The 24,493-nt window shown below is 34.2% G+C and carries 23 protein-coding genes and 1 tRNA gene; 9 read left to right on the top strand and 15 right to left on the bottom strand.

The window, feature by feature from the left end:
• Positions 1-17: 17 nt before the first annotated feature.
• A complete protein-coding gene (locus tag H601_RS0100265; protein WP_026709648.1) occupies positions 18-2,318 on the bottom strand; it encodes a TonB-dependent receptor in 2,301 nt (766 codons plus the stop codon).
• Positions 2,319-2,404: 86 nt separating this feature from the next.
• Between H601_RS0100265 and H601_RS0100260 the strand changes: the two genes are divergently transcribed.
• Positions 2,405-3,058: a metal-dependent transcriptional regulator gene (locus tag H601_RS0100260; protein WP_026709647.1), complete on the top strand. Its 654-nt coding sequence runs from the start codon at positions 2,405-2,407 to the stop codon at positions 3,056-3,058.
• A gap of 1 nt (position 3,059) precedes the next feature.
• Positions 3,060-3,881, top strand: coding sequence for a ZIP family metal transporter (locus tag H601_RS0100255; RefSeq protein WP_026709646.1), 822 nt, complete (start codon positions 3,060-3,062; stop codon positions 3,879-3,881).
• Here the strand turns inward: H601_RS0100255 and H601_RS16930 are convergent.
• From H601_RS16930 to H601_RS0100230, 5 genes are all read right to left on the bottom strand, one after another.
• Positions 3,878-4,000 carry a FeoB-associated Cys-rich membrane protein gene (locus H601_RS16930; protein ID WP_483788260.1) on the bottom strand — a complete coding sequence of 41 codons (123 nt, stop codon included), beginning with the start codon at positions 3,998-4,000 and terminating at the stop codon, positions 3,878-3,880. The two genes, H601_RS0100255 and H601_RS16930, sit on opposite strands and share 4 nt — an antisense overlap.
• 46 nt (positions 4,001-4,046) lie before the next feature.
• Positions 4,047-6,275 carry a TonB-dependent receptor family protein gene (locus tag H601_RS0100245; RefSeq protein ID WP_026709645.1) on the bottom strand — a complete coding sequence of 743 codons (2,229 nt, stop codon included), beginning with the start codon at positions 6,273-6,275 and terminating at the stop codon, positions 4,047-4,049.
• Positions 6,276-6,381: 106 nt separating this feature from the next.
• A complete protein-coding gene (gene feoB / locus H601_RS0100240) occupies positions 6,382-8,487 on the bottom strand; it encodes a ferrous iron transport protein B (protein ID WP_026709644.1) in 2,106 nt (701 codons plus the stop codon).
• 6 nt (positions 8,488-8,493) lie between these two features.
• Positions 8,494-8,727 (bottom strand): FeoA family protein, encoded by a 234-nt coding sequence (locus tag H601_RS0100235; protein ID WP_026709643.1) that lies wholly within the window; start codon positions 8,725-8,727, stop codon positions 8,494-8,496.
• Positions 8,728-8,801: 74 nt separating this feature from the next.
• Positions 8,802-9,470, bottom strand: a complete 669-nt coding sequence (locus H601_RS0100230) for an SCO family protein (RefSeq protein ID WP_026709642.1) — start codon at positions 9,468-9,470, stop codon at positions 8,802-8,804.
• Positions 9,471-9,583: 113 nt separating this feature from the next.
• Between H601_RS0100230 and H601_RS0100225 the strand changes: the two genes are divergently transcribed.
• Positions 9,584-12,961 (top strand): T9SS type A sorting domain-containing protein, encoded by a 3,378-nt coding sequence (locus H601_RS0100225; RefSeq protein WP_026709641.1) that lies wholly within the window; start codon positions 9,584-9,586, stop codon positions 12,959-12,961.
• Positions 12,962-12,963: 2 nt separating this feature from the next.
• Positions 12,964-15,015 (top strand): M13 family metallopeptidase, encoded by a 2,052-nt coding sequence (locus H601_RS0100220; protein WP_026709640.1) that lies wholly within the window; start codon positions 12,964-12,966, stop codon positions 15,013-15,015.
• A 270-nt stretch (positions 15,016-15,285) separates the two neighbouring features.
• On the opposite strand, the gene H601_RS0100215 is transcribed toward H601_RS0100220, so the two are convergent.
• From H601_RS0100215 to H601_RS0100180, 8 genes are all read right to left on the bottom strand, one after another.
• Positions 15,286-16,452 carry an iron-containing alcohol dehydrogenase gene (locus H601_RS0100215; RefSeq protein ID WP_026709639.1) on the bottom strand — a complete coding sequence of 389 codons (1,167 nt, stop codon included), beginning with the start codon at positions 16,450-16,452 and terminating at the stop codon, positions 15,286-15,288.
• A 126-nt stretch (positions 16,453-16,578) separates the two neighbouring features.
• Positions 16,579-16,986, bottom strand: a complete 408-nt coding sequence (locus tag H601_RS0100210) for a hypothetical protein (RefSeq protein WP_026709638.1) — start codon at positions 16,984-16,986, stop codon at positions 16,579-16,581.
• 1 nt (position 16,987) lies between these two features.
• Positions 16,988-17,569, bottom strand: a complete 582-nt coding sequence (gene nadD / locus H601_RS0100205) for a nicotinate (nicotinamide) nucleotide adenylyltransferase (RefSeq protein WP_026709637.1) — start codon at positions 17,567-17,569, stop codon at positions 16,988-16,990.
• A gap of 1 nt (position 17,570) precedes the next feature.
• Positions 17,571-18,149, bottom strand: coding sequence for a guanylate kinase (gene gmk, locus H601_RS0100200; protein ID WP_026709636.1), 579 nt, complete (start codon positions 18,147-18,149; stop codon positions 17,571-17,573).
• Positions 18,150-18,153: 4 nt separating this feature from the next.
• Positions 18,154-18,852 carry a hypothetical protein gene (locus tag H601_RS0100195; RefSeq protein WP_026709635.1) on the bottom strand — a complete coding sequence of 233 codons (699 nt, stop codon included), beginning with the start codon at positions 18,850-18,852 and terminating at the stop codon, positions 18,154-18,156.
• A gap of 13 nt (positions 18,853-18,865) precedes the next feature.
• A complete protein-coding gene (locus H601_RS0100190) occupies positions 18,866-19,726 on the bottom strand; it encodes a YicC/YloC family endoribonuclease (RefSeq protein ID WP_035655279.1) in 861 nt (286 codons plus the stop codon).
• A gap of 96 nt (positions 19,727-19,822) precedes the next feature.
• The gene (locus tag H601_RS0100185) at positions 19,823-20,716 is read right to left on the bottom strand and encodes a DMT family transporter (RefSeq protein ID WP_026709633.1); all 894 of its coding nucleotides are present in this window, start codon (positions 20,714-20,716) and stop codon (positions 19,823-19,825) included.
• Entirely contained in the window at positions 20,709-21,065 is a 357-nt protein-coding gene (locus H601_RS0100180) for an arsenate reductase family protein (RefSeq protein ID WP_026709632.1), read from the bottom strand. Before H601_RS0100180 ends, H601_RS0100185 begins: the two co-directional genes overlap by 8 nt.
• A gap of 303 nt (positions 21,066-21,368) precedes the next feature.
• Between H601_RS0100180 and H601_RS0100175 the strand changes: the two genes are divergently transcribed.
• Positions 21,369-21,442, top strand: a tRNA-Ile gene (locus tag H601_RS0100175).
• A 267-nt stretch (positions 21,443-21,709) separates the two neighbouring features.
• Positions 21,710-21,937, top strand: coding sequence for a PID-CTERM protein-sorting domain-containing protein (locus tag H601_RS16270; RefSeq protein WP_084139908.1), 228 nt, complete (start codon positions 21,710-21,712; stop codon positions 21,935-21,937).
• 18 nt (positions 21,938-21,955) lie between these two features.
• On the opposite strand, the gene H601_RS0100165 is transcribed toward H601_RS16270, so the two are convergent.
• Positions 21,956-22,546, bottom strand: coding sequence for a riboflavin synthase (locus H601_RS0100165; protein WP_026709631.1), 591 nt, complete (start codon positions 22,544-22,546; stop codon positions 21,956-21,958).
• A gap of 58 nt (positions 22,547-22,604) precedes the next feature.
• Between H601_RS0100165 and pdxA the strand changes: the two genes are divergently transcribed.
• The 3 genes from pdxA to rpmF all read left to right on the top strand — a co-directional run bounded on the left by pdxA (position 22,605) and on the right by rpmF (position 24,482).
• Positions 22,605-23,654 (top strand): 4-hydroxythreonine-4-phosphate dehydrogenase PdxA, encoded by a 1,050-nt coding sequence (gene pdxA, locus H601_RS0100160; protein WP_026709630.1) that lies wholly within the window; start codon positions 22,605-22,607, stop codon positions 23,652-23,654.
• Between the two features lie 84 nt (positions 23,655-23,738).
• Positions 23,739-24,278 carry a YceD family protein gene (locus tag H601_RS0100155; protein WP_026709629.1) on the top strand — a complete coding sequence of 180 codons (540 nt, stop codon included), beginning with the start codon at positions 23,739-23,741 and terminating at the stop codon, positions 24,276-24,278.
• 9 nt (positions 24,279-24,287) lie between these two features.
• Positions 24,288-24,482 carry a 50S ribosomal protein L32 gene (rpmF, locus tag H601_RS0100150; protein WP_026709628.1) on the top strand — a complete coding sequence of 65 codons (195 nt, stop codon included), beginning with the start codon at positions 24,288-24,290 and terminating at the stop codon, positions 24,480-24,482.
• Positions 24,483-24,493: the final 11 nt, after the last annotated feature.

Here is a 24,493-nt window from a genome sequence, read left to right as displayed (position 1 = left end):
CCTCAAAAGTTATGTTTTTACAACAAATCCGTTCCAATTTTTAATCCAATAAAGATGGTTCTTGGTCGAGATGGACCATAAATATAATTAGCGTCACGGTTTACTCTCAAGTCAAAATCGTTTTGATATTGATTGAAAATATTCTGAATTCCACCGCTTAATTGAAGATGCAATTTTTCTTTTACCACAAACGTATAAGATGATTTTAGATTGATTTCATAAAAATCTACAGTAGTTTCCAAACGGTCTTCTGGAATAAATCCGGCAAAGTGTTGAGCATACATTTTTCCGGTGTAAATCAATGACAGATTGTTTTGAAATGCTTTTTTAGGAGAAAATGTTGCCATCAAATTTCCATACACATTTGGTGAACGAAAGAAATTTCGATTGGTGTTCGTCAAATTTTCACTCCATTGAACCGCTTCGTCATACAATGCTTTTTGAATCGTTGCTCCCGCTTGAAATTGCCATTTTTGTCCAGGAGCATATTTGGCTTCTAAGTTTATTCCGTAAACATCGGCTCCTTTTCCATTGCGTTTTTCCCAGATAGTTTCTGTAAGTTGTTCCAATACAAATGGATCGTTTAATCTGGTGTAAAATGCTTCAAACGTTAATCCAGCTTCCGAATTGGGAGAAATTTTACTCCAATCTAACGAAGTTAAAAATGAATGTGATGTTTCCGATTGTAATCCATCTGCTAATTCAACCAAAGCTACTTCTCCGGCGGCAATTCGGGCGTGAATGTCTTCCGAAAAAACCTGTGGAGCTCTAAAACCTTTGGCATAAGAGTTTCGCCATTGCAAATTTTCTTTAAAATTATAAAGAATATTCAATCTCGGATTAAAAATTACATCTTCATCGGCGGCATTATGAAAATCGGCTCGTAATCCGCCTAAAACTTTCAATTTTTCATTGACTTTCCATTCTTGTTGAGCATAAATCCCTAGGATATCTAAGGTTTGATTAACAAATGCATTATAACCCGGTTTGGCATCCATCATCTTTTCTTTTTTGTACTCGGCTCCGGTGGTTAACGTTCCTGAACCTCCCAAAAAAGATGCTTGTTTTCGGTTATATTGAGCTCCACCAATCCAAGTGAGCACTTCGGTATTTCCAAAACCACGAATGCTTTCTTGGTAATCTATATTACCAAATTCATCATCGGCTCGACCGCCATAAAAGTTGTCGTTTTTAGATTGTAGGGTGTTGATGTAAACCGCATATTTGTTTTTTTCATCTTCCGAATAATTTTCAAATGTGAGTCCACCACCCACCATTTTGGAAGTAATTTGTTCTGTGGTAAGAGCTTCAAACGGTTGCAAATCAAACCGATTTTCACCACCTCTTCTGAACTCATTTACCGTATGAAATTCGGCAGTAATTTTACTTCGTTCAAACGGACGATAAAATGATTTGAATCCGAAAGTTCGATTTTGCATTGTTGTAATTTCTGTAAAATTGTCATCATTTGCATCAAAAGCATCACGATCACGAAGCATCGCAAAAAGTTGAATTCCTAAATTCAAATCGTCTGACAAAACGGTTCCGTTTAACGTTAATGCTTTGTCGGGCACATTTCCGTCAATTAAACCTAAATGCGAATTAATTTCAAACGAATTTTCAATTGGATCTTTGGTAATGATGTTGATGGTGCCCGCAATCGCATTCGACCCATATAAAGACGAACCGCCACCACGAACCACTTCAATTCGTTCTATCATATTAGTCGGAATTTGATCTAAACCATACACCCCATTTAAAGCGGAAAAAATTGGTCGGCTATCCATTAAAATTTGAGAATAAGCACCGTCTAATCCATTCATTCTAACTTGAGAAAATCCGCAGTTCTGGCAATTGGTTTCCATTCGCAAACCGGGTTGAAAACTCAAACCTTCTGATAAACTAATGGCTTGTGCTTTTTGCAATACTTCTGAATTGGTAACGGTAACAATCACCGGAGCTTCGGTTCTTTTTTGCAATCCACGAGTGGCAGAAACCACCACTTGATTGAGTCCGAAAACACTTTCTTCTAAATTAAAATCCAAATGAATTTTTCCTCCGGAAGGAACATTTATGTTTTTTTCTTGGTTTTTAAAACCGATTGCTTGTACGATGATGGTTTGTTTTCCGGCCGGAACTTCAATGGAATAATTTCCGTTTTCATCGGACGATGTTCCTGTTGTTGCATTTTTTATAAGAATGTTGGCAAACGGAACAGCTTGACCTTCAGACAAAATATGACCCACAACCGTTCCTTTTTCTTGAGCTTGTGAAAGTAGTGTAAAAGATAAAACAACTAAAAGCAGAATTTTTTTCATACCAAAAAATAAATTTAGACAAAACTAAAAATTATTTTACTCATATCAAATTATCTTACTATATTTGTTTTCAATTAGTTGAATGTATGACTTATTCGGAAGAAAATTATATCAAAGTAATTTATCATTTGTCGTTGGTTTCGCCCAAAGGAATCAATACGAATGCAATTGCCGGAATGATTGAAAGCAAAGCTTCTTCCGTTACGGACATGCTGAAAAAATTAGCAGATAAGGAATTAGTAAATTATCAAAAATACCAAGGAGTAACATTGACTCAAAAAGGACTTCATGCTGCAAAAATGATTGTAAGGAAACATCGTTTGTGGGAAGTTTTTTTGGTAGAAAAACTAGATTTTACGTGGGATGAAGTACACGATTTAGCCGAAGAATTAGAGCACATTAAATCCGAGAAATTAATCAATCGATTGGATGAATATTTAGGATTTCCAAAGGAAGACCCCCATGGTGACCCGATTCCTGATCGATACGGACAATTGGTTAAAGTTGATAAACAGTTACTTTCTGAAATTTTGCCATCAAAAAAAGTTATTTGTTTGGGGGTAAAAGATAGCTCGCCTAGTTTTTTAAAATACCTTGACAAACATCAAATTGCATTGGGATCAGAAATTGAAGTGGTAAATAAAGAATCCTTTGATCATTCGTTAAGTATTTTAATCAACAACAGACAAATTTTGATTTCAAATAAAATTGCCAGTAATCTTTATGTTAAATTGATATAATATGTTTGATGAAATTGTAGCTTATTTATCGAGTATAGATCCTATTTTAGCAGCCTTGTATGCCACGTTATTTACTTGGTTTTTAACGGCTTTGGGAGCATCGGTCGTGTTCTTTTTTAAAACGATGAATCGTGCCGCATTAGACGGAATGCTTGGTTTTACTGGTGGTGTGATGGTTGCAGCGAGTTATTGGAGTTTGCTTGCACCTGCCATCGCCATGTCCGAAGGAGAAGGTTTTGCAAAAGTAATGCCCGCTGCAATCGGTTTTATGTTAGGAGCTTTTTTTCTATTTGGTTTAGATAAGGTTTTGCCTCATTTACATATTAATTTTAAAGAAACGGAAGGCGTAAAATCGCCTTGGCAAAAAACAACACTTTTGGTTTTGGCCATAACATTACACAACATTCCGGAAGGTTTGGCGGTTGGGGTTTTGTTTGGTGGAGTTGCCGCCGGAATTCCAGAAGCATCGATAGCCGGAGCTAGCATTTTAGCGATTGGAATCGGAATTCAAAATTTTCCGGAAGGAATAGCAGTTTCCATGCCGTTACGACGAATGGGAATGAGTAGAAAAAAGAGTTTTTTATACGGACAATCTTCTGCTTTAGTTGAACCTATTGCCGGCGTTTTGGGAGCAGTTGCAGTAACTTTTTTTACCCCAATTTTGCCTTACGCACTTGCTTTTGCAGCCGGAGCTATGATTTTTGTAGTGGTGGAAGAAGTAATTCCGGAAACACAACAAGACAAACATACGGATATTGCAACGCTTGGATTTATTGGTGGATTTGTTGTGATGATGAGTTTGGATGTGGCTTTGGGAAGTTAATGACAACCACAATCATCGTCACCGCAATTTTTCTTCGATTTTTTCTTTACAAATAAAGGTTTTAAAAGAAAAATTATAGCAAAAGCTACTAAAATATAAACAATTATTGTTTGTATCATGATGTAAAAGTAAATGGTTTTCAGGTAATTGAAAACCATTTATTTGTTAAAGTTTAGCTCCTACAGAAATATAGAATGTTCTACCTTCCCCGGGAAGAATACCCGGACCGGGATAACCACCGGCTCTTCGAGTGGCATAATCTTCGTTAAGTAAGTTGTTGATTCCGGCTCGAATGTTATAATTTTTCAAAAATCTATATTCAGTAGATAAATCAAAAACGCGATAATCGCCTAAAAGTCCGGTAACACCATTAGCTGATGGGGTTTTTGTGTTATTAGCATCCGTAAATATTTTACCGGACATTCTATATTGTAAAGTAGATGAGAAGTTGTTATTACTCCAAGAAAGCCCAAAATTATGAATATAGCGTGGTGCATTTTCAACTCGATTTCCATCTAGATTCGTTTCTGTTATGGTAACATTTGGTGCTGTTCCTGATGTGTTAAAAATTCTGAAATCGGTGTAGCGACTGTCAATAAAACTTACAGAGGCAAATAAATCTAAATTACCATAAGGTTTATCAATTTCGAATAATTTCGTAAAATTCAGATTAAAAAACCCTTCGATTCCTTTGTTTACGGTTTCACCCAAGTTGGTTCTGTAAATAAAGGTTCCTTGTGTTGGGTCGTTGTTTACAAATTGTCTCATTCCGCCAATTCTATTGTTGTAACTTAAATAAAATAGACTGAAATCGAAATTTAAGTAGTTTTTGTAGGTTCCTCTGAAACCTAAATCGGCATTAAAACCACTGGCATCTTTTAAATTTGGGTCAATAACATCGGTTACAGCAGGGGGAGTTAAATCTGAGAATAGAACAGGTCTGTAGGCTTGAGTAATATTTGCATAAATATTGGTTGTTGTAAATTTGTATTCCATTCCTAATCCAAACAAGGGTTGACTTCTTGAAATGGTTTTATCAGGAAATGCAATATCATTACCATTACTGATTCCGAATCTTCCTTCGCCAGTGTTTTTGATGTATTCATATCGTACTCCCGGAGTAACGCTAAATTTTTCAGTTATTTTAACTTGATTCTCAGCAAATACCGCTACGTTTTCTGTAGTAAAATTAATGTCTCGGGCAAATCTTCCGTCAATTGATAAATCAAAATTAGAGCCCGTTGTGCCTCTTCCATCCTGAACCCGTTGTGTATTTGCTTTATACAAACGCACACCAAAAGCAAGGTTGTTATTTGTTTTTCCAAGTTTGTACTTATAAATGTTTCGATTTTCCAATCCATAATTTTCGTAAAAATCGCGATCTACTCTTCTATTAGCATAATCATTTGTTGCAGGATTGATAACATCTTCAACATTTGGAGTAGCTGTGAATCCAACACTGTTTCTTTCGCCAATTAGTCCAAAAAGTTTTATGTTTGAAGTAAAATTGTCATTAATTTTTGTATCAAAATTCAATGAAAACACATTCCAGGGCGTTCCAAACCAATTTCGTTCTCTTAGGGATTGTCTCGGATTATCTTTAAATTGCTCATCGGTTAAACCACCTGCTTGTTGCATTTGGTAATCCATGTTGGTATATTCTGCAGACAATTTGGTGTTTTCTGTAAAGCGATATTCCACAAAAGCGTGTGTGTTTCGAACCGTATATTCACTATTTTCTCTCCAACCGTCTGCACTACGTGAATGGTTGTAAACATAATAGGAAAATTTTTTAAAATTACCGCCAATGGCATTAAAGCTACTCATCAAGCCATAACTTCCTACTGTGTTTTGGGTTTCAAATGAAAATTTCTTTTTCGTTTCTCTTTTTAAGACATAATTCAACATACCGCCAAATTGAGGGCCGAATTGTAAAGAAGAACCACCACGAACTAATTCAATGGTTTCAACCGCTTCTAGAGGTGGATTATAATATGCTTCGGGATAACCAAATACATCTGACGAAATATCATATCCGTTTTGACGCGTATTTAATTCCCAACTTCTATTTGGACTAAGACCACGAACTCCCACATTAATTTGAATTCCCGAACCCTCATTTTCCCAAATGGTAACACCAGGAATTCTTGAAAAAATTTCTCTACTATTATTAGTGGTGAAATTTCCATTGATTTTGGATAAATGTAACACTTCATTTTTTTTACCTGAAAACAAAATATTTTGTTTGATTTCCGGCATTCTTTCCGGACTATTTTTTTTGGGTTCTAAAATAACTCCATCTAATTTTAAAGTGTCGGTTGGTTGTTCTTGTTGACTAAAAGCATTCAATGTAACAATGAAAGAGAAGAAAATTAAGGAAAAACTGTTTTTCATTTTTATTTAGATTAATTCTACACTGCAAAAATATAATCTAAAATTAATTTAGACAAATTATAAATAACGTTTTTTTGAATTATTTTATAATGGATTGAAAATGAAATTATTTCAAGAATTGAAAAACAGTAAGTGAGAGTAAGTATGCCAATCCACTCATGAAAAAAAGTTGAATCATTGGCCATTTCCATGAATTGGTTTCTTTTTTTACGATAGCTAACGTACTCATACATTGCATGGCAAATGCATAGAAGAGTAAAAGTGAAATGCCGGAAGCAAAGGTATAAATTGGTTTTCCTGTTACCGGATGAATCTCGTCTTTCATGCGTTGTTTGATGGTGCCTTCTTCGTCTTGATGACTGCCAACACTATAAATCGTAGCCAATGTTCCCACAAAAACTTCTCTTGCGGCAAATGAAGCAACAATTCCAATTCCGATTTTCCAATCATAACCCAACGGTCGAATTACGGGTTCAATAGATTTTCCGATAATGCCGATATACGAGTTTTCTAATTTAAAAGAGGCTATCTTATTTTGCATTTCATCTTCAGATAACGTCTTTGTTTCCGGTTGTGAAGAAATGATTTTTTCTGCGTTATCAAAATTTTCATTCGGTCCGTAAGAAGCTAAAAACCACAAAATAATGGAAAGGGAAATGATGATTTTTCCCGCTCCAAACACAAACGCTTTTGTTTTTTCAATTACATTTAAACCTACATTTTTATAAAAGGGTATTTTGTAGTTCGGCATTTCAATAACAAAATAACTTTTGGTAGAAAATTTCAGTATTTTATTTAGAATCATAGCCGAGAGAATGGCCGCAAAAAAACCGATTAAATAGAGCAACATTAAGGTTAGTCCTTGCAGATTTAAAAAGCCAAACAGCTTTTTTTCAGGAATGACCAAAGCAATTAAAATTGTATAAACCGGAATTCTGGCCGAACAAGTTGTAAAAGGCGTAACCAAAATGGTGATTAATCGCTCACGCCAATTTTCAATATTACGCGTTGCCATAATTGCCGGAATGGCACAAGCTGTTCCCGAAATTAAGGGTACCACACTTTTACCGTTTAGACCAAAACGTCGCATGCTTTTATCCATTAAAAACACAACTCGACTCATGTAGCCACTTTCTTCTAAAAGAGAAATGAAAAGGAATAAAAAGGCAATTTGAGGAATAAAAATAACTACGCCACCAATTCCCGGTACAATTCCTTGTGAAATTAAATCGTTTAACTTTCCGGCAGGCAGGTTTTCGCTAACCCATGAACTGAGAGAAGCAAAAGATTCATCAATAAAATCCATTGGAATGCTTGACCAATCAAAAACGGATTGAAAAATCAAGAATAAAACACCAAAAAAGATCGCATAACCACCGATTTTATGCGTTAAAATTCGATCTAATTGGCTTTGAATATCTTTTGCTTTGGAGCTGTCAACTTTTTTGGTTTCTTTCAATAAAGCATTAATAAATTGATAACGTTTGACTGTTTCCTGATGTTGTAATTTTTTTAATTCACTATCTGTTTTAGCAAATGATTGATGTTGAATGATGTTTTTGGTTAAATCACCAAAGTTCACATTTTGAGAAATGACCAACCAAAGTTTATACAACTGTTGATTAGGATAAATTCGTCTTAAGTTACCAAAATATTCCGGGTCAATTTCTGAGGCATTTAAACAGGGTTCAGTAGAAATTTCTTCATACGAAAGAATAAGTTGCTTTAAATTTTCAATGCCTATACTTTTTCTGGAGCTGATTAAGGCTATTTTCGTTTTTAAACCTTCTTCTAATTTTGGAATATCTAATGAAATTCCTTTTAATTCCATTTGATCAACCATGTTAATGGCTAAAATTGTTGGAATTTCAAGGTCTTTAATCTGGGTAAAAAGCAATAAATTTCTTTTAAGATTTTCTACTTCGGTTACCACAACAATAACATCTGGAAAATCTTTGTCATTTTTGTTTAACAATAATTCTACGACAAGATTTTCATCTAATGAATTCGCATTTAAACTATACGTTCCAGGTAAATCTAGTATGGTCGCTTTTTGGTTTTGGTATAAATTACATTGCCCGATTTTTCTATCCACAGTAATTCCGGGATAATTTCCAACTTGTTGGTTTAGTCCGGTAAGCTGATTAAAAAGCGATGTTTTTCCGGTATTTGGATTGCCAATAAGTGCAACTTTGATCGTAGAATTTGGCATTCTGATTTAATTTTGAATAATTTCTACAACAATATCTTTAGCCATTTCTTTTCGAATAGCCAGTTGCGTTCCGTTTAAATCTAAAAATAAGGGGTCGCCCATAGGAGCAATTTGTTTGAGTTCTACCAAATGACCTTCCATGCAACCCAATTCCACTAATTTTAATGGAATGGTTTCAATATTGAAATCGACAATAATTGCCTTCTCTCCTTTTTTTAATTGGTCAATTGTAGTTTGCAAAACTTATTTAGAATAAATATAAATACAAAGTTAGGTTTTTTTACTCAAATTAAATTGATAAAAATCAGGATGCATTATTTTTTTTCCTCCAACAAAAAACGAATGTCTTCAGAAAGACGTTTAATTTCTTCTTTGTTAGTGCCATCATAAAAACCTCTCACTCTTTTTTGTTCATCAACCAAAATAAAATTTTCGGTGTGAACCATATCATATAATTCACCTTCGTTCTCCGTTTTTACGGCTAAATAGGATTTTCGTGCGATATAAAAAATATCTTTTTTGTCACCTGTAACTAAATTCCATTTGGAATCGATGACGCCTTTTTCTATAGCATACTTTTTTAAAACCGGAACACTATCAATGTGAGGCATTACTGTGTGTGACAAAAGCATTACGTTAGGATTGTCTTTAAATTCTTGTTGCAAAACAACCATATTATCCTGCATAATCGGACAAATGGTTGGACAAGTGGTGAAGAAAAAATCGGCTACATAAATTTTTCCCTCATATTTTTTTTGGGTTACGGTTTCACCATTTTGGTTAGTGAATTTAAAATCGGCAATCGTATGATATTTACTTACGTGTTGAACTGTACTGTCAACTAATTCAGGATTGACATCAGATGGATTGTAAATAGGGAGTGTTTTTTGAGGTTTTAGCAATTGATAAGCGATGGCTAAAAACGCCACCGAAAAAAGAACAACACCAATTGCATAATATTTTACGCTTTTTGAAATCTTCATACTTTATTTTTTACAAAGGTAAAAAGTAAAAAAGTTAGAATGTTTCTAATTAACTGTTAAATTCTTACGTACAATTAAAATGGTTTATTTATTTTTGGATAAAATTATTTCTAATGAAAAAAATTGCGTTCTTATTCTTTTATTTTCAGTTCATTGTGGTTTTTGCACAGTTTAATCCTTCTGCTCCTTGGATGGATAATGTTGCTAAAAATCAAAATGGAGAAGCATCGCTCAATGATATTAAAATGGCTTTTGAAAGCTATTGGGCCGAAAGAGATTATAAAAAGAAAGGGAGTGGCTACAAACCTTTTATGCGTTGGGAAACCCATTGGCAAAATAAAGTGAATCAAAACGGCTTTTTGTTAACACCCGAACAAATGTGGCAAGCTTGGAATCAAAAAAAGCAAAGCCAAATGTTGCGTTCAGCTCAAGATGTTGAGAGTAATTGGGAACCTCTTGGGCCTTTTAATCATGTTAATACTGGCTCTTGGTCTTCTGGTCAAGGACGCGTAAATGTTATAGTTGTAGATCCAAATAATGCTAATACAATCTATATCGGCACACCCGCCGGTGGAATATGGAAATCCACAGATGCTGGAATGAATTGGATACCACTTTCAGATTATTTACCTCAAATTGGGGTTTCAGGGATTGTAGTTGACCATTCCAATTCTGATATCATTTACATTGCCACAGGTGATAAAGATGCTAATGACACCTATTCTGTTGGTGTTATGAAATCCACAGATGGTGGAATGACATGGAATACTACCGGATTAACATTCACCAATACCTCTACAGTGGCTGCTGATATGTTTATGCATCCAACAAATCCGAATATATTGTGGGTGGCTACGAGTGCTGGATTATACAAAACTTCTAATGCCGGAGTATCATGGACAAAAACCCTCAATGGAAATGTAAAAGATGTCAAATTAAAACCCGGTAATCCGGATATAGTGTATGCGGTTACGACAAATCGTTTTCATCGTTCTACAAATGGAGGAGATTCTTTTACGCAAATTACATCCGGAATGCCTTCTAATTCCGGTAGATTAACAATTGATGTTACACCCGCCAATCCTGAATATGTATATGTGTTAAGTGCTCGAACAAATTGGAGTCACCAAGGACTTTATAAATCAGTAAATTCAGGAGTAAATTTCACAAAAACAGACAACAACACAGATATATTTGAAGCAAATCAAGCATGGTTTACGCTCGCTTTAGCAGTTTCAGATACAAATCCGGAAGAAGTATATACCGGTGTTCTAAACGTTTGGAAATCTACAAACGGAGGAAATTCTTTTGTTAAAATCAATAATTGGTCCAACCCGTTTCAAGCTACTTATACACATGCAGACATCCATTTTTTACGTTTTTATAATGGTGTTTTATACTGTGGAAGCGATGGTGGTATTTACGTTTCCTCCAATAATGGAGTATCATTTACCGATTTAACCGCAACTGCTCAAATAGGACAGTTTTATAAAATATCCGTTTCTAAACAAACTTCTTCAAAAATTGCTGGAGGTTTACAAGACAATGGTGGTTATGCTTTGAGTTCTAATTTGTGGAAAAACTTCTATGGTGCCGACGGAATGGAAACAGCAATTGATCCTACCAACAGCAATAAATACTATGGTTTTATTCAAAATGGCGGAGGATTATATTATTCTAACAATGCCGGTTCAAATTTGTCCGGCTCTGTTGATGCACCTGAAGGTCAAGAAGGAAACTGGGTTACTCCGCTAGTTATCAATTCATCCGGAGAATTATTTTCAGGTTTTACCGGTGTGTATAAATTAGTAAATAATGCTTGGACGTTACTTTCAACAAACACTTTTACCTCGGGGAATATTGAAAAAATGATGATTGATCCAACAAATGATGATATTATGTATGTTGGCGATGGAAATGATTTATATAAAAGTTTCGATAGAGGGGTTTCCTTCAGTTTATTGTATTCATTCGGTTCTGCTATAACGGGTATGGCTGTAAATAATAATAACAACTCAATTTTATATGTAACAACTTCAGGATTGACAGGAGGCGTTTTTAAATCTGTTGATGGAGGTCAAGGATTTTCTGCTTTTCATCTAGGCTTACCGAATATTGGTAGGAATGTAATCGTTCATCAACCTAATCATCCTGATGATCCGGTTTACATTGGTACAAGTTTAGGGGTTTACTATCGCGACAATACCTTATCGAGCTGGATACCGTTTGACACAAATTTGCCTAACGTTTCAGTTACCGATTTAGAAATTCATCCGCTTGACGGAAAAATTATTGCTTCTACTTATGGAAGAGGTGTTTGGCAATCATCAATTCCCGAAGCAGTTGTGCCAAATGAAATTGCACTGTTGGGTGTTGCTACTCCTTCTTTAGAAGTTATTAATTGTGGAGGAAGTGATTTAACTTTTTTAGTTAGAAATTTAGGAACCGAATCAATATCCTCTTTTCAAATTGATTACACAGTAAACGGACAAGATTTCAACTATATTTGGAATGGAACATTACAACCTAATGAAACAATTCAAGTTGTTGTTACCAATGAAAATTGGATTAGAGGAAATACGACCATTAATGCAAATGTAATTTTTGCGAATGATACTTTTTCTAATAATAATTCAGTTTCAATCTCATTTTTAAATAATGATTCCGGAACCGTTGGTGTAGTAAATACTTTTGAAACGGATGATTCTTTTTTGTTAACTTCACAAGAGGGAAGCAGTACGCTTTGGCAAAGAGGTGTTCCATCAGGAACCCTTTTAAATACCACAACTTCTGGAACAAAAGTATATGGGACTAATTTAAATGGAAATTATACCGATAACACACAAGCCTTTTTGTATTCACAATGTTATAATTTGACAGAAATTATCAATCCGGTGATGAAATTTAAAATGGCTTATGATTTAGAAACAAACTGGGATATTTTATATGTTCAATATTCCACCGATTTAGGAGAAAACTGGACGGTTCTAGGTTCTGCAAATGATTCCAATTGGTACAACAGTAGTCAAAATAATCAAAATGGGAACAATTGTTTTAATTGTCCGGGAGCTCAATGGACAGGAACAAATGCTACACTTTCGGAGTATAGTTATGCACTTGATCAATTTTCTTCTGCTTCAAACATCATGTTTCGATTTGTGTTTCATTCCGATGAATCGGTAAATCAAGAAGGTGTAATTATTGATGATTTTGTAATTGAAGGAACGTTGAGTACTGTGGATAATGCAATTCAAAAAGTGGTTGTATTTCCTAATCCAACTTCTGGTGAAATTACCGTATATCTAGAACAAAACGAACCAAAGGAAATCGAAATTTATGATATTTCCGGAAAGTTAATTCATACTCAAAATCAATTTTTCATTCAAGATAGACAATTAAAATTGAACCTTGAAAAATATGCACAAGGTATTTATTTTGTAAAAATTAAAACAGAAAATCAACAGTTTACACAAAGAATAATAAAAAAATAAACATGAAAAAGAATATTTTTTCCCTTATAATTCTTCTCTCAGGAGGATTTTTAACCATTACAGCACAAGAAAAAGCAAAAGAAACTATCGGAATCAATTTGAATCACATGGATAAAACAGTTAAGCCAAGTGATAATTTTTTTAGATATGTAAACGGAACGTGGTTAGACAATACCGAAATTCCTGCCGATAGAACTAGATGGGGAAGTTTTGATGAGTTACGTGAAAAAACAGACAAAGACATGATGGAAATTTTAAAGGAAGCTTTAAAAAATCCTGCTTATACTGCTGATTCTGATCAAGGGAAAGCGTTAAACTTGTATCGTTCGGTGATGGATACTATCACGAGAAATAAACAAGGTGTAAAACCTTTAAAATCTTATTTGGATAAAATAAATGCTGTAAAATCAGTAGCTGATTTGAACAATTTATTAATCGAAATGGAAACCCAAGGCGGAATAGGTTTTTTTGGTGTTGGTGTGGGAACGGATGCCAAAAACAGCAATAGAAATGTTATCAATGTTGGACTTGGAAGTTTAGGATTACCCGACAGAGATTATTATGTTTCTGAAGACAAAGACAGTAAAGAAAAAAGAGAAAAATATGTGGCTCATGTGGCAAGAATGTTTGCCTATTTAGGTGAAAAACCGGCCGTTGCACAAGCAAATGCTCAAAAAGTATTGGAATTAGAAACGGCTATGGCCAAACCAAGATTGGATCGTGTAGAAAGACGAGACAGAAGAAAAACGTATAATCCAATGACAATAGCTGAGTTGCAAAAATTAACGCCATCTGTAAATTGGACCACCTATTTAACTAAAGTTGGACTTCCGGTTGTAGACACTTTAATTGTTTCACAACCTCGCTACATGACTGAAGTGGAAACCATTTTTAAAGAAAATAAAGTTGACCATTGGAAAGCTTATATGCGTTGGACGTTGTTAAACCGTTCCGCTGGAATGTTATCTACTGAAATCGGTAATGCCAATTGGGAATTCTACGGAAAAACCTTGACAGGAGCCATCAAACAACGTCCTTTTGAAGAACGTGCTTTGCAAACAGCAAATGGAGCGTTAGGTGAAGCATTAGGAAAAATTTATGTTGAAAAAATGTTCCCTGCGGAGGCCAAAGAAAAGGCCAGAAAGATGATTCAAAATGTTTTCTTAGCGTATGAAAACAGAATCAATAATTTGCCTTGGATGGCTAAATCTACTAGAGAAAATGCCATTGCTAAATTGAATAAAATCAATGTAAAAATTGGATATCCTGACAAATGGAAAGATTATTCAAAAGTGGTAATTGTTTCACCAACTCAAGGCGGAACCTATTTTGATAATATGAAAAACATTACCAAATGGAGAAATGCTGAGAATTTTGCTAAACTAAACAAGCCCGTTGACAAGACAGAGTGGGGAATGTCCCCTCAAACAGTGAATGCATATTATAACCCTTCGTTTAATGAAATCGTATTTCCTGCTGCAATTCTTCAACCACCTTTTTATGATTACAGAGCAGATGAAGCTGTAAATTATGGTGGAATTGGAGCTGTAATCGGTCACGAAATTTCACATGGTTTTGACGATAGTGGTTCACGTTACAATGCTGATGGTAATTTAGTAAACTGGTGGAGTGACGAAGATTTAAAACAATTTACCGAATTGGGAGGAGCTTTGGCAGATCAATACTCACAATTGGAACCTTTACCGGGAATTTTTGTGGATGGAAAATTTACATTAGGAGAAAACATTGGTGATTTAGGTGGAGTGAGTGCTGCTTTAGACGGGTTGAGAATTCATTTAAAACAAACAGGAAATCCGGGATTAATTGACGGATTCACCCCAGAACAACGTTTCTTTATCTCATGGGCCACTATTTGGAGAAGTAAAGCAAGAGATGAAGCGATTAAAAATCAAGTAAAAACGGATCCTCATTCACCCGGTCAATACCGAGCGTATGTTCCGCTTCAAAATGTAGATGCTTTTTACGAAGCGTTTAACATCAAACCGGGTGACGGAATGTATCTTGTGGAAGAGAAAAGAGTAAAAATCTGGTAAATCATAAAATATTGTTAATCAAAACAATAAAACAAAAAAACTGACGTTAATGACTAAAATCACTTGTACAAGTCAAGTTAGAGTTAGTTAAATTTTGTTTTGGTGTTTTGAAAAAAAGGCGTTCCGGAAGTTGATTCGGGAACGCCTTTTTGATTTATTTTTTGACTAGCTGAAAAGTTGAGATGTTAAGTGAATGAAAACCTGAGTATCTAATGAATACAATAATGATTGAATTTTTTTCTCAGTCACTCAGCCACTCAGCCACTCTTTCTAATAACTCATCTCAACAATTTGTCTCACTTTTTCTAACGTGATATTTTGTTTTTCGCCCATCGCTTTCCAGCCTCTTTCTTCAAAACGATTTACGATAAAATCGGAAGCTTTTTCATAATCAGAGGTATAGTTAGATAGTTTGGTTTCCATTCCCATTTTATGAAGAAATTCAACTGTTTTTTCAATCGCTTGGGTTGCTTTTTCTTCAATAGAATTTCCTTCTACTTTCCAAACGCGTTCGCCATATTGAGCTAATTTTTCTTTTTTGGTTTCAAATAAAACACGGTACAAATTAGGACCAATAATGGCTAACGTTCTAGCATGATCAATTTCGTATAAAGCGGTCAATTCGTGTCCGATCATGTGTGTTGCCCAATCGCTTGGCACTCCTTTTTGAATCAATCCGTTTAAGGCCATTGTGGCACACCACATAAAATTAGAAGCCAATTTATAATCCGATGGGTTTTGCACCACGTCGGGACCAATTTCAAGCAACGTTTGCAAAATACTTTCGGCAAAGCGGTCTTGCAACAAAGCATCATGCGGATAGGTTAAATATTGTTCCATCACATGTGTAAAAGCATCCACCACGCCATTTTCTAATTGTCTTTTTGGTAATGAAGCCACCACAGTTGGGTCGCAAATGGAGAATTTTGGAAACAACGCACTTCCACCCAAGGTTAATTTTTCTTGCGTAGCTTCGATGGTCACTACCGCACCCGAGTTCATTTCGCTTCCGGTTGCAGGTAAAGTTAAAACTGTTCCAAACGGAATTACTTTGGAAATATCTTTGAATAAAATGCGTTTTTTCAAAATTTCAATCGCATCACCTTCAAAATTAACGGCTCCCGAGATAAATTTCACGCCATCAATCACACTTCCGCCTCCAACGGCCAAAATAAACGTGATTTTTTCATTGCGAATGATTTCTACCGCTTTCATCAATGTTTCATAACGCGGATTAGGTTCAATACCACCAAATTCAACAATTTCAAAACCGGAAAGAGCTGATTTCACTTGATCGTAAACACCATTTTTGAAAATACTGCCACCACCATATGCCAATAGAATTTTGCTGTTTTTCGGAATTAACTCGGATAATTTGGCTATTTGACCCTTTCCAAAAATGTAATTGGTTGGGTTGTATAATTCGAAGTTTGTCATTGTAAAATTGTTTTAAAGGTTATTTGTTTAAGAGTTTAAAAGGGTTAAAGCTTAAACGGTAACAAAGTTACAAAACGATTAAAGGAACAAGTGGTAAAGGAGTGTTAAGAGAATACAAGAAAATGATTAAACTTCAATATTTAAAATTTCTTCAATTGTTTTACATTTTTCAATTTCAGAAATCCATTTTTGGTTAAATCCATAGTCTGGAATGTTTTTTATTTTCTTTATCAAAAACAATTTCAATTCATTGAGTTCAATTGATTTTCCTGTATTTATAAAAATAAATTCAGATTTAGGAACCATTGGAAGTAATGATAGTAAACCATACAACCAAAATGACAATTCAGACAAACCGGTTATTTTAAAAACAGTTCCATTTTTATCTACAAACTCTTTATTTAAATAGAGTTTTTTAAATAAATCTTTGTCTTTAGAAAAATAAAATTTTTGAAAAAGAAATGGCATTCCATCATCTTCCATTTCATTCCAATTATCATCGCTAATTTTCAATATAGGAAAATTAACTCTCATTTCACTTCCTATAAAACAAATTATGGTCTAAAAAAGCCCACACATGTTCCGGTAAAACGGCTCTCACATTTTTGCCGTGTTTAATGCTTTCGCGAATAAAAGTAGAAGATAATTCAATCACAGGAGCACCCACACGATGAATTTTTGGATGATTGATAAATTGTTCGTCAATGACTCCGGAATTCAGTCTAGGATAGACAAAAATATCATGGTTTTGCAAAATGACTTCGTAATTTTTCCATTTATGAAGTGAATTCAGATTGTCTTCGCCCATAATTAAAGCAAATTCATACTTCGGATATTTTTCCTGAAGATGAGCTAACGTATTGACGGTATAATTTGGTTGAGGTAGTTTGAATTCGATGTCTGACGGTTTGATTTTTGGGTAATCTTTGGTCGCCAAATGCACCATTTCCAATCGATGGTAATCGTCTAACAACGTACTTTTTTGTTTGTGCGGATTGTGAGGTGTAACCACCATCCAAACCTGATCTAAATCAGAATATTCCGCCATGTGATTGGCTATGATTAAATGCCCCACATGAATAGGATTAAAGGTGCCGAAATATAATCCGATTTTCATTTTAATCATTTTGATTTATAAATTGTTTCACCAATTCATATGCTTCCGCTTTCGCAACCTCTAAATCATAATTTTTAATCACTTTATCAAATTGTGGTGCGGTTGCTAATTCAACAGATGCTTTGGCAATTCGCATATTAATTTTGTCTTCACTTTCGGTGGAGCGTTTTTTTAGTCGAATTTTTAACTCGTCAATGCTTGGCGGTTTTACAAAAACAGCTAAAGTTTCTTGAGGAAATTTCTTTTTTATACGCAACCCACCCGCTACATCAATGTCGAAAATCACATTTTTTCCTTTGGCCCAAATGCGTTCGACTTCACTTTTTAAGGTGCCATAAAAATTATCGCGATAAACCTCTTCCCATTCAACAAATTCCTCGGCTTTGATGTGGTTTTTAAATTCTTTGAGCGATATAAAATAATAATCTTTTCCGTGCACTTCTTCACCTCTTGGTTCTCGAGTGGTACAAGAAACAGAGAATTCTAAATTCAAATCAGGTTGAGCCAACAAATGTCTGACAATTGTGGTTTTTCCCGAGCCGGATGGTGCAGAGAAGACAAGTAGTTTTCCTCTAGTCATTTTTTTATTTTTTTAAAGGTAATTTACCAAAAGTCACATCAATGGTTTTTCCTTCTTTTTTAAATTTCACAGGTAATTCTCCATTTTTTTCTAAACCCCAATCTTCTAATAAATCGGTATTTACCAAAACAATTTCTATTGGAATAGTTGAGTTTTTCTTCAAATCATATAACCAATTAATATCTTCTTTCAATCTTTTTGTTGATGATGAATATTTATTCCAACTTTGAAAAATATAATACTCTGCTGATGGCAAATCGTTTATATTTAATGCTTTTCCATTTATATCAACCAATTTATTTATTAAAGAGGAAAGCGTTGTTTCTGAATCATTCACGCAGGGAGCATAATTTTCATTAAAATTTTTAAAAGCATTTGTCATTTGAATTCCAGAACATTCTTCGGTTCCTTGATAACAAAATTTTTGACCGTTTTTACTAAACATAAATATATCCGAATTAAATCCGAACAAAAAATTTCTGTAAACGGTAGCACTATCTCCAATTTTATCCGCTTTCAAAAAATAAGTAGTTTCATTTTCTTTTACTTCAGATAAATAACTCAAAAGTGATGCTTTGGTTTCTACTTTTGGATTTTTAAAACCCACCAATGTTTTAATTGCACTCCCGCAAGAAAACAATGTTAATAAAAATAAAATATAGGCGTAACTTTTGAAATCTTTAGTAAATTTAAATAATGGCATCGAAGCAGTTATTTTATAAAACGTTCAAAACTTGTTCCTTAATTTTTTCCAATTCGTCTTTCATCATCACTACCAATTTTTGCATTTCAGAATGATTGGATTTGGAGCCCATCGTATTAATTTCACGACCGATTTCTTGGGTAATAAAACCTAATTTTCTTCCATTCGCTTCCGTTCCGGCAATAGTTTCGATGAAATAATTGAGGTGATTTTCTAAGCGAACCCGTTCTTCGGTAATGTCATATTTTTCTAGATAAAAAATCAACTCTTGTTCAAAACGGTTTTCTTCCACATTGGCTTCCAATTCTGCTAAAGCGGTTCGAAGTCTGTTTTTTACGGTTTCAATTCGTTCGGTATCCATACTCACCGCTTGATTCATAAAATTTCGAATGTTTTCGATTCGCATGATAAATTCGTTTTCTAGCGATTTTCCTTCATCAATACGGAACGAAGCAATGTTTTTCATAGCATCATCAACCACTTTTAGAATTTCATTCCATTCGTTTTCATCAATTTCGTCACGTTCGGTTTTTAAAGCATCCGGCATTCGAACTGCCATTTTCATCAATTCTGTTTCATCAGCATTTGGAATTACCACTTTCATTTGATTGATGTAACCTTTCACAATTGGCACATTGATTTTGGAAGAAGTTTCTTCGCCGGTAACTTCAATAAAAATTGAAAAATCAACTTTTCCACGCTCTAATTTTTGCGAAATCAAGTTACGCAAACCCAACTCCATTTCACGATAAACAGAAGGCATTCGAACATTCAAATCCAATCCTTTACTATTTAACGATTTTACTTCTACGGTTATTTTTTTGGTTGAAAGTTGCTTTGATGCTTTTCCAAAACCAGTCATTGATTGTATCATGCTTGTATAAAAAATGTTTTCAAAGATAATTAAAAAGTGATTAGTAATGAGTGAATAGTGACTAGCAATATAGCATTATTCGCCAATTACTAATTACTATTCACTAATTACTTTCTTTTTTTGTGTTACCAAATAAACTCCAGTGAATATCAAAATAGCAGAACCAATTTTCACCCAACTCAATTCATCTTTTCCTAAACTGATGGCAAAAATAGTAGCAAATAAAGGTTGAAGATAGATAAAAACGGCAACAGTTGTAGGTTTTAATTCCCGCATGGAAACCAAGTTTAATAAATAGGTTAAGAAGGTTGAAAAAACAACCACGAAACCAATTTTCCAGTAAATGTCAGCAGGAACTAAAGCCCAATTTACGGCATCAAATTCATTCCAGCCAAAAGGTAAAACCATTAAAAAGCCAAAGCTGTAAATCCATTTTACAAAGGTAAAAGCATTGTATTTATCCATTAATTTTTTTACAATGATAAGATAAAAACCATACGATATAGCATTGATAAACACCAACAAATTCCCCAACATTTCGTTGGGTGCATTAATCATCGATTTGCCATATAGAATGAGCGAAATGGTTCCGGCCAAACCTAAAACGATGCCAAAAACTTTTCTTTTTAGCATCCGTTCTTTCATGATAATTGCCGAAAGAATCAGAACAATCATAGGAGTGGTAACCATCAAAACCGCTCCCATTATTGGTGAGGTATAACTTAACCCTTTAAAAAACGTAAGCATGTTTAACGCTACTCCAAAAAATGCAGCAGCAATTATTCTGGGGAAATCAGATTTTGCAATTTTTTCCTTCTGTCCAAAAAAGGAAATCATCCAAAATAATAAAACAGAACCACCAACTCGAAGTACAATGAAGCCAAAAGGTTCAATAAATTCCGGCATTACATCTTTGGCAATGGTAAATGTAACCCCATAAATAATGGAAACCAAGGTGGCCGCCATTAACGCCCAATGTCTTTTACTCATTTGCTAAAAAATCAATGGCAGCTTGAACGGTTTTAGGACTATTTCCAACAAAAATAGATTTATCAATCACAATAACCGGACGATTTAGGAAAGTATAATGTTCTAAAATGTATCGTTTGAAATCGGGTTCGGAGAGTTTTTCGTCTTTCAAGCCCATTTCTTTGTATAATTTGGCTCTTTTACTAAAAAGCACTTCGTAGTTTCCGGTAAGTTGATGAATTTCTTCCAATTGCTTAACAGTTATTGTTTCTTCTTTAATGTCTTGGAATATAAAACCGTTTGTATTTGGAAGTGATTTGATGATTCTTTTACACGTATCACACGTTTTAAGGTAGAAAATTTTACGCATTGTACATTTTTTTGCAAAAGTAAGTACTTTTTGACTAATTCTAAATCAACAATTTGAGATGTTGTTTCGGATTATCAAAAGGAAAGTCAGCAATAAAATTAATTTATATTTTGAGTAAAACAAAAATAGTAGTAATATTGCACTCTCTAGGCCGGTCCTATAGCTCAGTTGGTTAGAGCACCTGACTCTCCCGATAGCTATCGGGACAGGTGGTAAAAGAAATATAATGGTCCTATAGCTCAGTTGGTTAGAGCACCTGACTCTCCCGATAGCTATCGGGACAGGTGGTAAAAGAAATATAATGGTCCTATAGCTCAGTTGGTTAGAGCACCTGACTCATAATCAGGTGGTCCTTGGTTCGAGCCCAAGTGGGACCACAAAACCTTCCAAACGGGAGGTTTTATTTTTTATGTGTTATAAATTAAAATTATTTTTCACTTCTTTCAAACCAAAACACAATATTTTACGTTAATATAATTTTGAAATAGAATTGATTAATAAAAAAGATGTACTTTTGCCGAGGTTTTTTGATTTTAAAAGAATTATCTCAAAAAAATGAAGACAAGGTTTTTGTTTTAGGAGGATTTTTATTTTATTTGTCGAAATATTTTGTTAAAAGAAAAATTTATTTACTTTTACACCCTATGAGAATTGTTCCAAATAAATTGTTAACTACTTTAATGATCTGCTTAATGGGAATGTTTACATTAACTTCTCTTGCTTCTGTTGGTAGTGTTAATCAGAATCCGCCCCCACCTACGCCGCCCCCACCGGGATTGCCAATTGATGGTGGATTGGTAATTTTGTTATGTGCCGGATTGTTATTTGCTTATTATAAGTTCACAACTTATCAAAATACAAAAAAACGCTGAATTATTTCAGCGTTTTTTTTATCCTCTTAGTTCCTGTAGTCGGGAAACATATTTTCCAATCACATCAAATTCTAAGTTTATCACAGAACCTTTCTTAATTGCATGAAAGTTGGTGTGTTCATACGTGTAAGGAATAATAGCAACACTAAATTCATTTCGTTTAGAATTTACGACTGTTAAACTCACACCATTAACAGTTATGGAACCTTTTTCTATGGTGATGTTGTTCAGAGAAGAATCATATTGAAAAGTATAATACCAACTTCCGTTGGCGTTTTCAACGTTGATGCATTTGCCTATTTGGTCAACATGGCCTTGAACAATGTGCCCGTCCAATCGATCTCCTAATCGCATGGCTCTTTCCAAATTTACAAAATCTCCGGTTTTCCAGTGTCCCAAATTTGTTTTTTCTATGGTTTCTTTGATGGCGGTTACTGTGTAGCAATCGTTTTCTATCGCTACAACGGTCAAACAAATTCCATTATGAGCCACACTTTGATCAATTTTTAACTCATTTGTAATATCTGAAGAAATTGAAATATGGATGTTATCTTGTTCTTTTTCGATGGATTTTATTCTTCCTAGAGTTTCTATAATTCCTGTAAACATATGTGGTTTTATTTTCTTAAATTTGCACCTCAAAATTAGCAATAAATTATCACTAGTTATGGTTAAAAAAGCAGAAAATATTCTCGTAGGAATTTCAATTGGAGATTTAAACGGAATTGGCAGTGAAGTGGTTTTAAAAACATTTGAAGATGCTCGAATGTTAGAATTTTGCACACCTGTAATTTTTGCTAATGTAAAAATGCTTTCTTATCTCAAAAAAAGCTTCGAATCAACTGCAACTCTTCACGGAATTGACAAATTAGAACAAATTGTACCCGGAAAAATTAATGTGTTGAATCTTTGGAAAGAGAGTTTTAACTTGGAATATGGTGTTTCAGATGATGTTGTCGGTAAATATGCTATAAAATCGTTTACTGAAGCCACAAAAGCTTTGAAAGACGGTTTGGTTGATGTGCTAGTTACAGCACCAATAAACAAATATAATATCCAATCAGATGAATTTAAATTTCCCGGTCATACGGATTATTTAAACCAAGAATTAGAAGGAGATGCATTAATGTTAATGGTTAGTGATAATCTGAGAGTTGGGTTGTTAACGGACCATGTTCCGGTAACAGAAGTTGCCAAACACATTACAGAGGAATTAATTATTAAAAAAATAAAAACAGTAAAACAATCTTTGGTTCAGGATTTTAAAATAGGAAAACCAAAAATTGCAGTTTTAGGATTAAATCCACATTGTGGTGACAATGGAGTAATTGGGAAAGAAGATGACCAAATTATTCGCCCAACCTTAAAAAAAATGTTTGAACAAGGAACATTTGTTTTTGGGCCTTATGCAGCAGATAGTTTTTTTGGAAATGGGCAACACGAACAGTTTGATGCGGTTATTGCTTGTTATCACGATCAAGGTTTAGTTCCTTTTAAAACATTGTCGTTTGGGCATGGTGTAAATTACACAGCAGGTTTAAATAAAATCAGAACGTCACCTGATCATGGAACGGCTTTTGAAATTGCCGGAAAAGACAAAGCCGATTTTAACTCCTTTAAGGAAGCTGTTTTTTTGGCAATTGACATTTATAATGCCCGAAATGAGTATCAAGAATTGACCGAAAAACCAATGAAAACAAAAGAAAAACAGTTTTAAACAAAAAAATGTTTATAACTGTTTTGGAATTGCGATTATTTTATATCTTTGCAATCCGAATTTTCGGGACAAATTGTGTTGATGATGAAAGTATCTAAAGAATATTTGATTCCGTTTATCGGATTAAAGTTAGGAAAACACCAATTTGACTATCAGATAGATAAAACGTTCTTTGATCGCTTTGAATATGATGAGTTTGAAAAATGTGATGTAAAAGTTGATGTTGTTTTAGAAAAGAAAACAACGATGCTTGAACTTCATTTTAAACATAACGGTACTGTAAATGTGCCTTGTGACTTGACCGGTGAGTCATTTGACTTGCCTATTAAAGGAAAGATTCGTTTGGTTGTTCAGTTTGGAGATGTTTTTAATGATGAAAATGAAGAATTGTTAATTCTTCCTCATGGAGAACATCAAATTGATATTGCACAATATATTTATGAAATGATTGTGTTGTCAATTCCTTTTAAGAGAGTTCATCCCGGTGTAAAAGACGGAAGTTTGAAATCAAATGCAATAGAAAACCAAGATCATCAGAAAGTTAAAGAGAAAAAAGAAGACAAAAAAGAGCATGAAACGGATCCCAGATGGGATGAATTAAAAAAACTATTAACGGATAAATAATATAGTAAAATGGCACATCCAAAGAGAAAAACCTCGAAAACCAGAAGAGACAAAAGAAGAACTCATTATAAAGCAACTGCTGCACAAATTGCAACTTGCCCAATTACAGGTGAAGCACATTTATACCACAGAGCTTATTGGCATGAAGGTAAAATGTACTACCGTGGTCAAGTAGTGATTGATAAAACAGAAGCTGTTGCTTAAAAATTACTTAT

Origin of the sequence: Flavobacterium filum DSM 17961 (assembly GCF_000425465.1) — a bacterium.
Taxonomy (GTDB): Bacteria; Bacteroidota; Bacteroidia; order Flavobacteriales; family Flavobacteriaceae; genus Flavobacterium; species Flavobacterium filum.
This window is presented reverse-complemented; position numbering and strand designations above follow the sequence as displayed.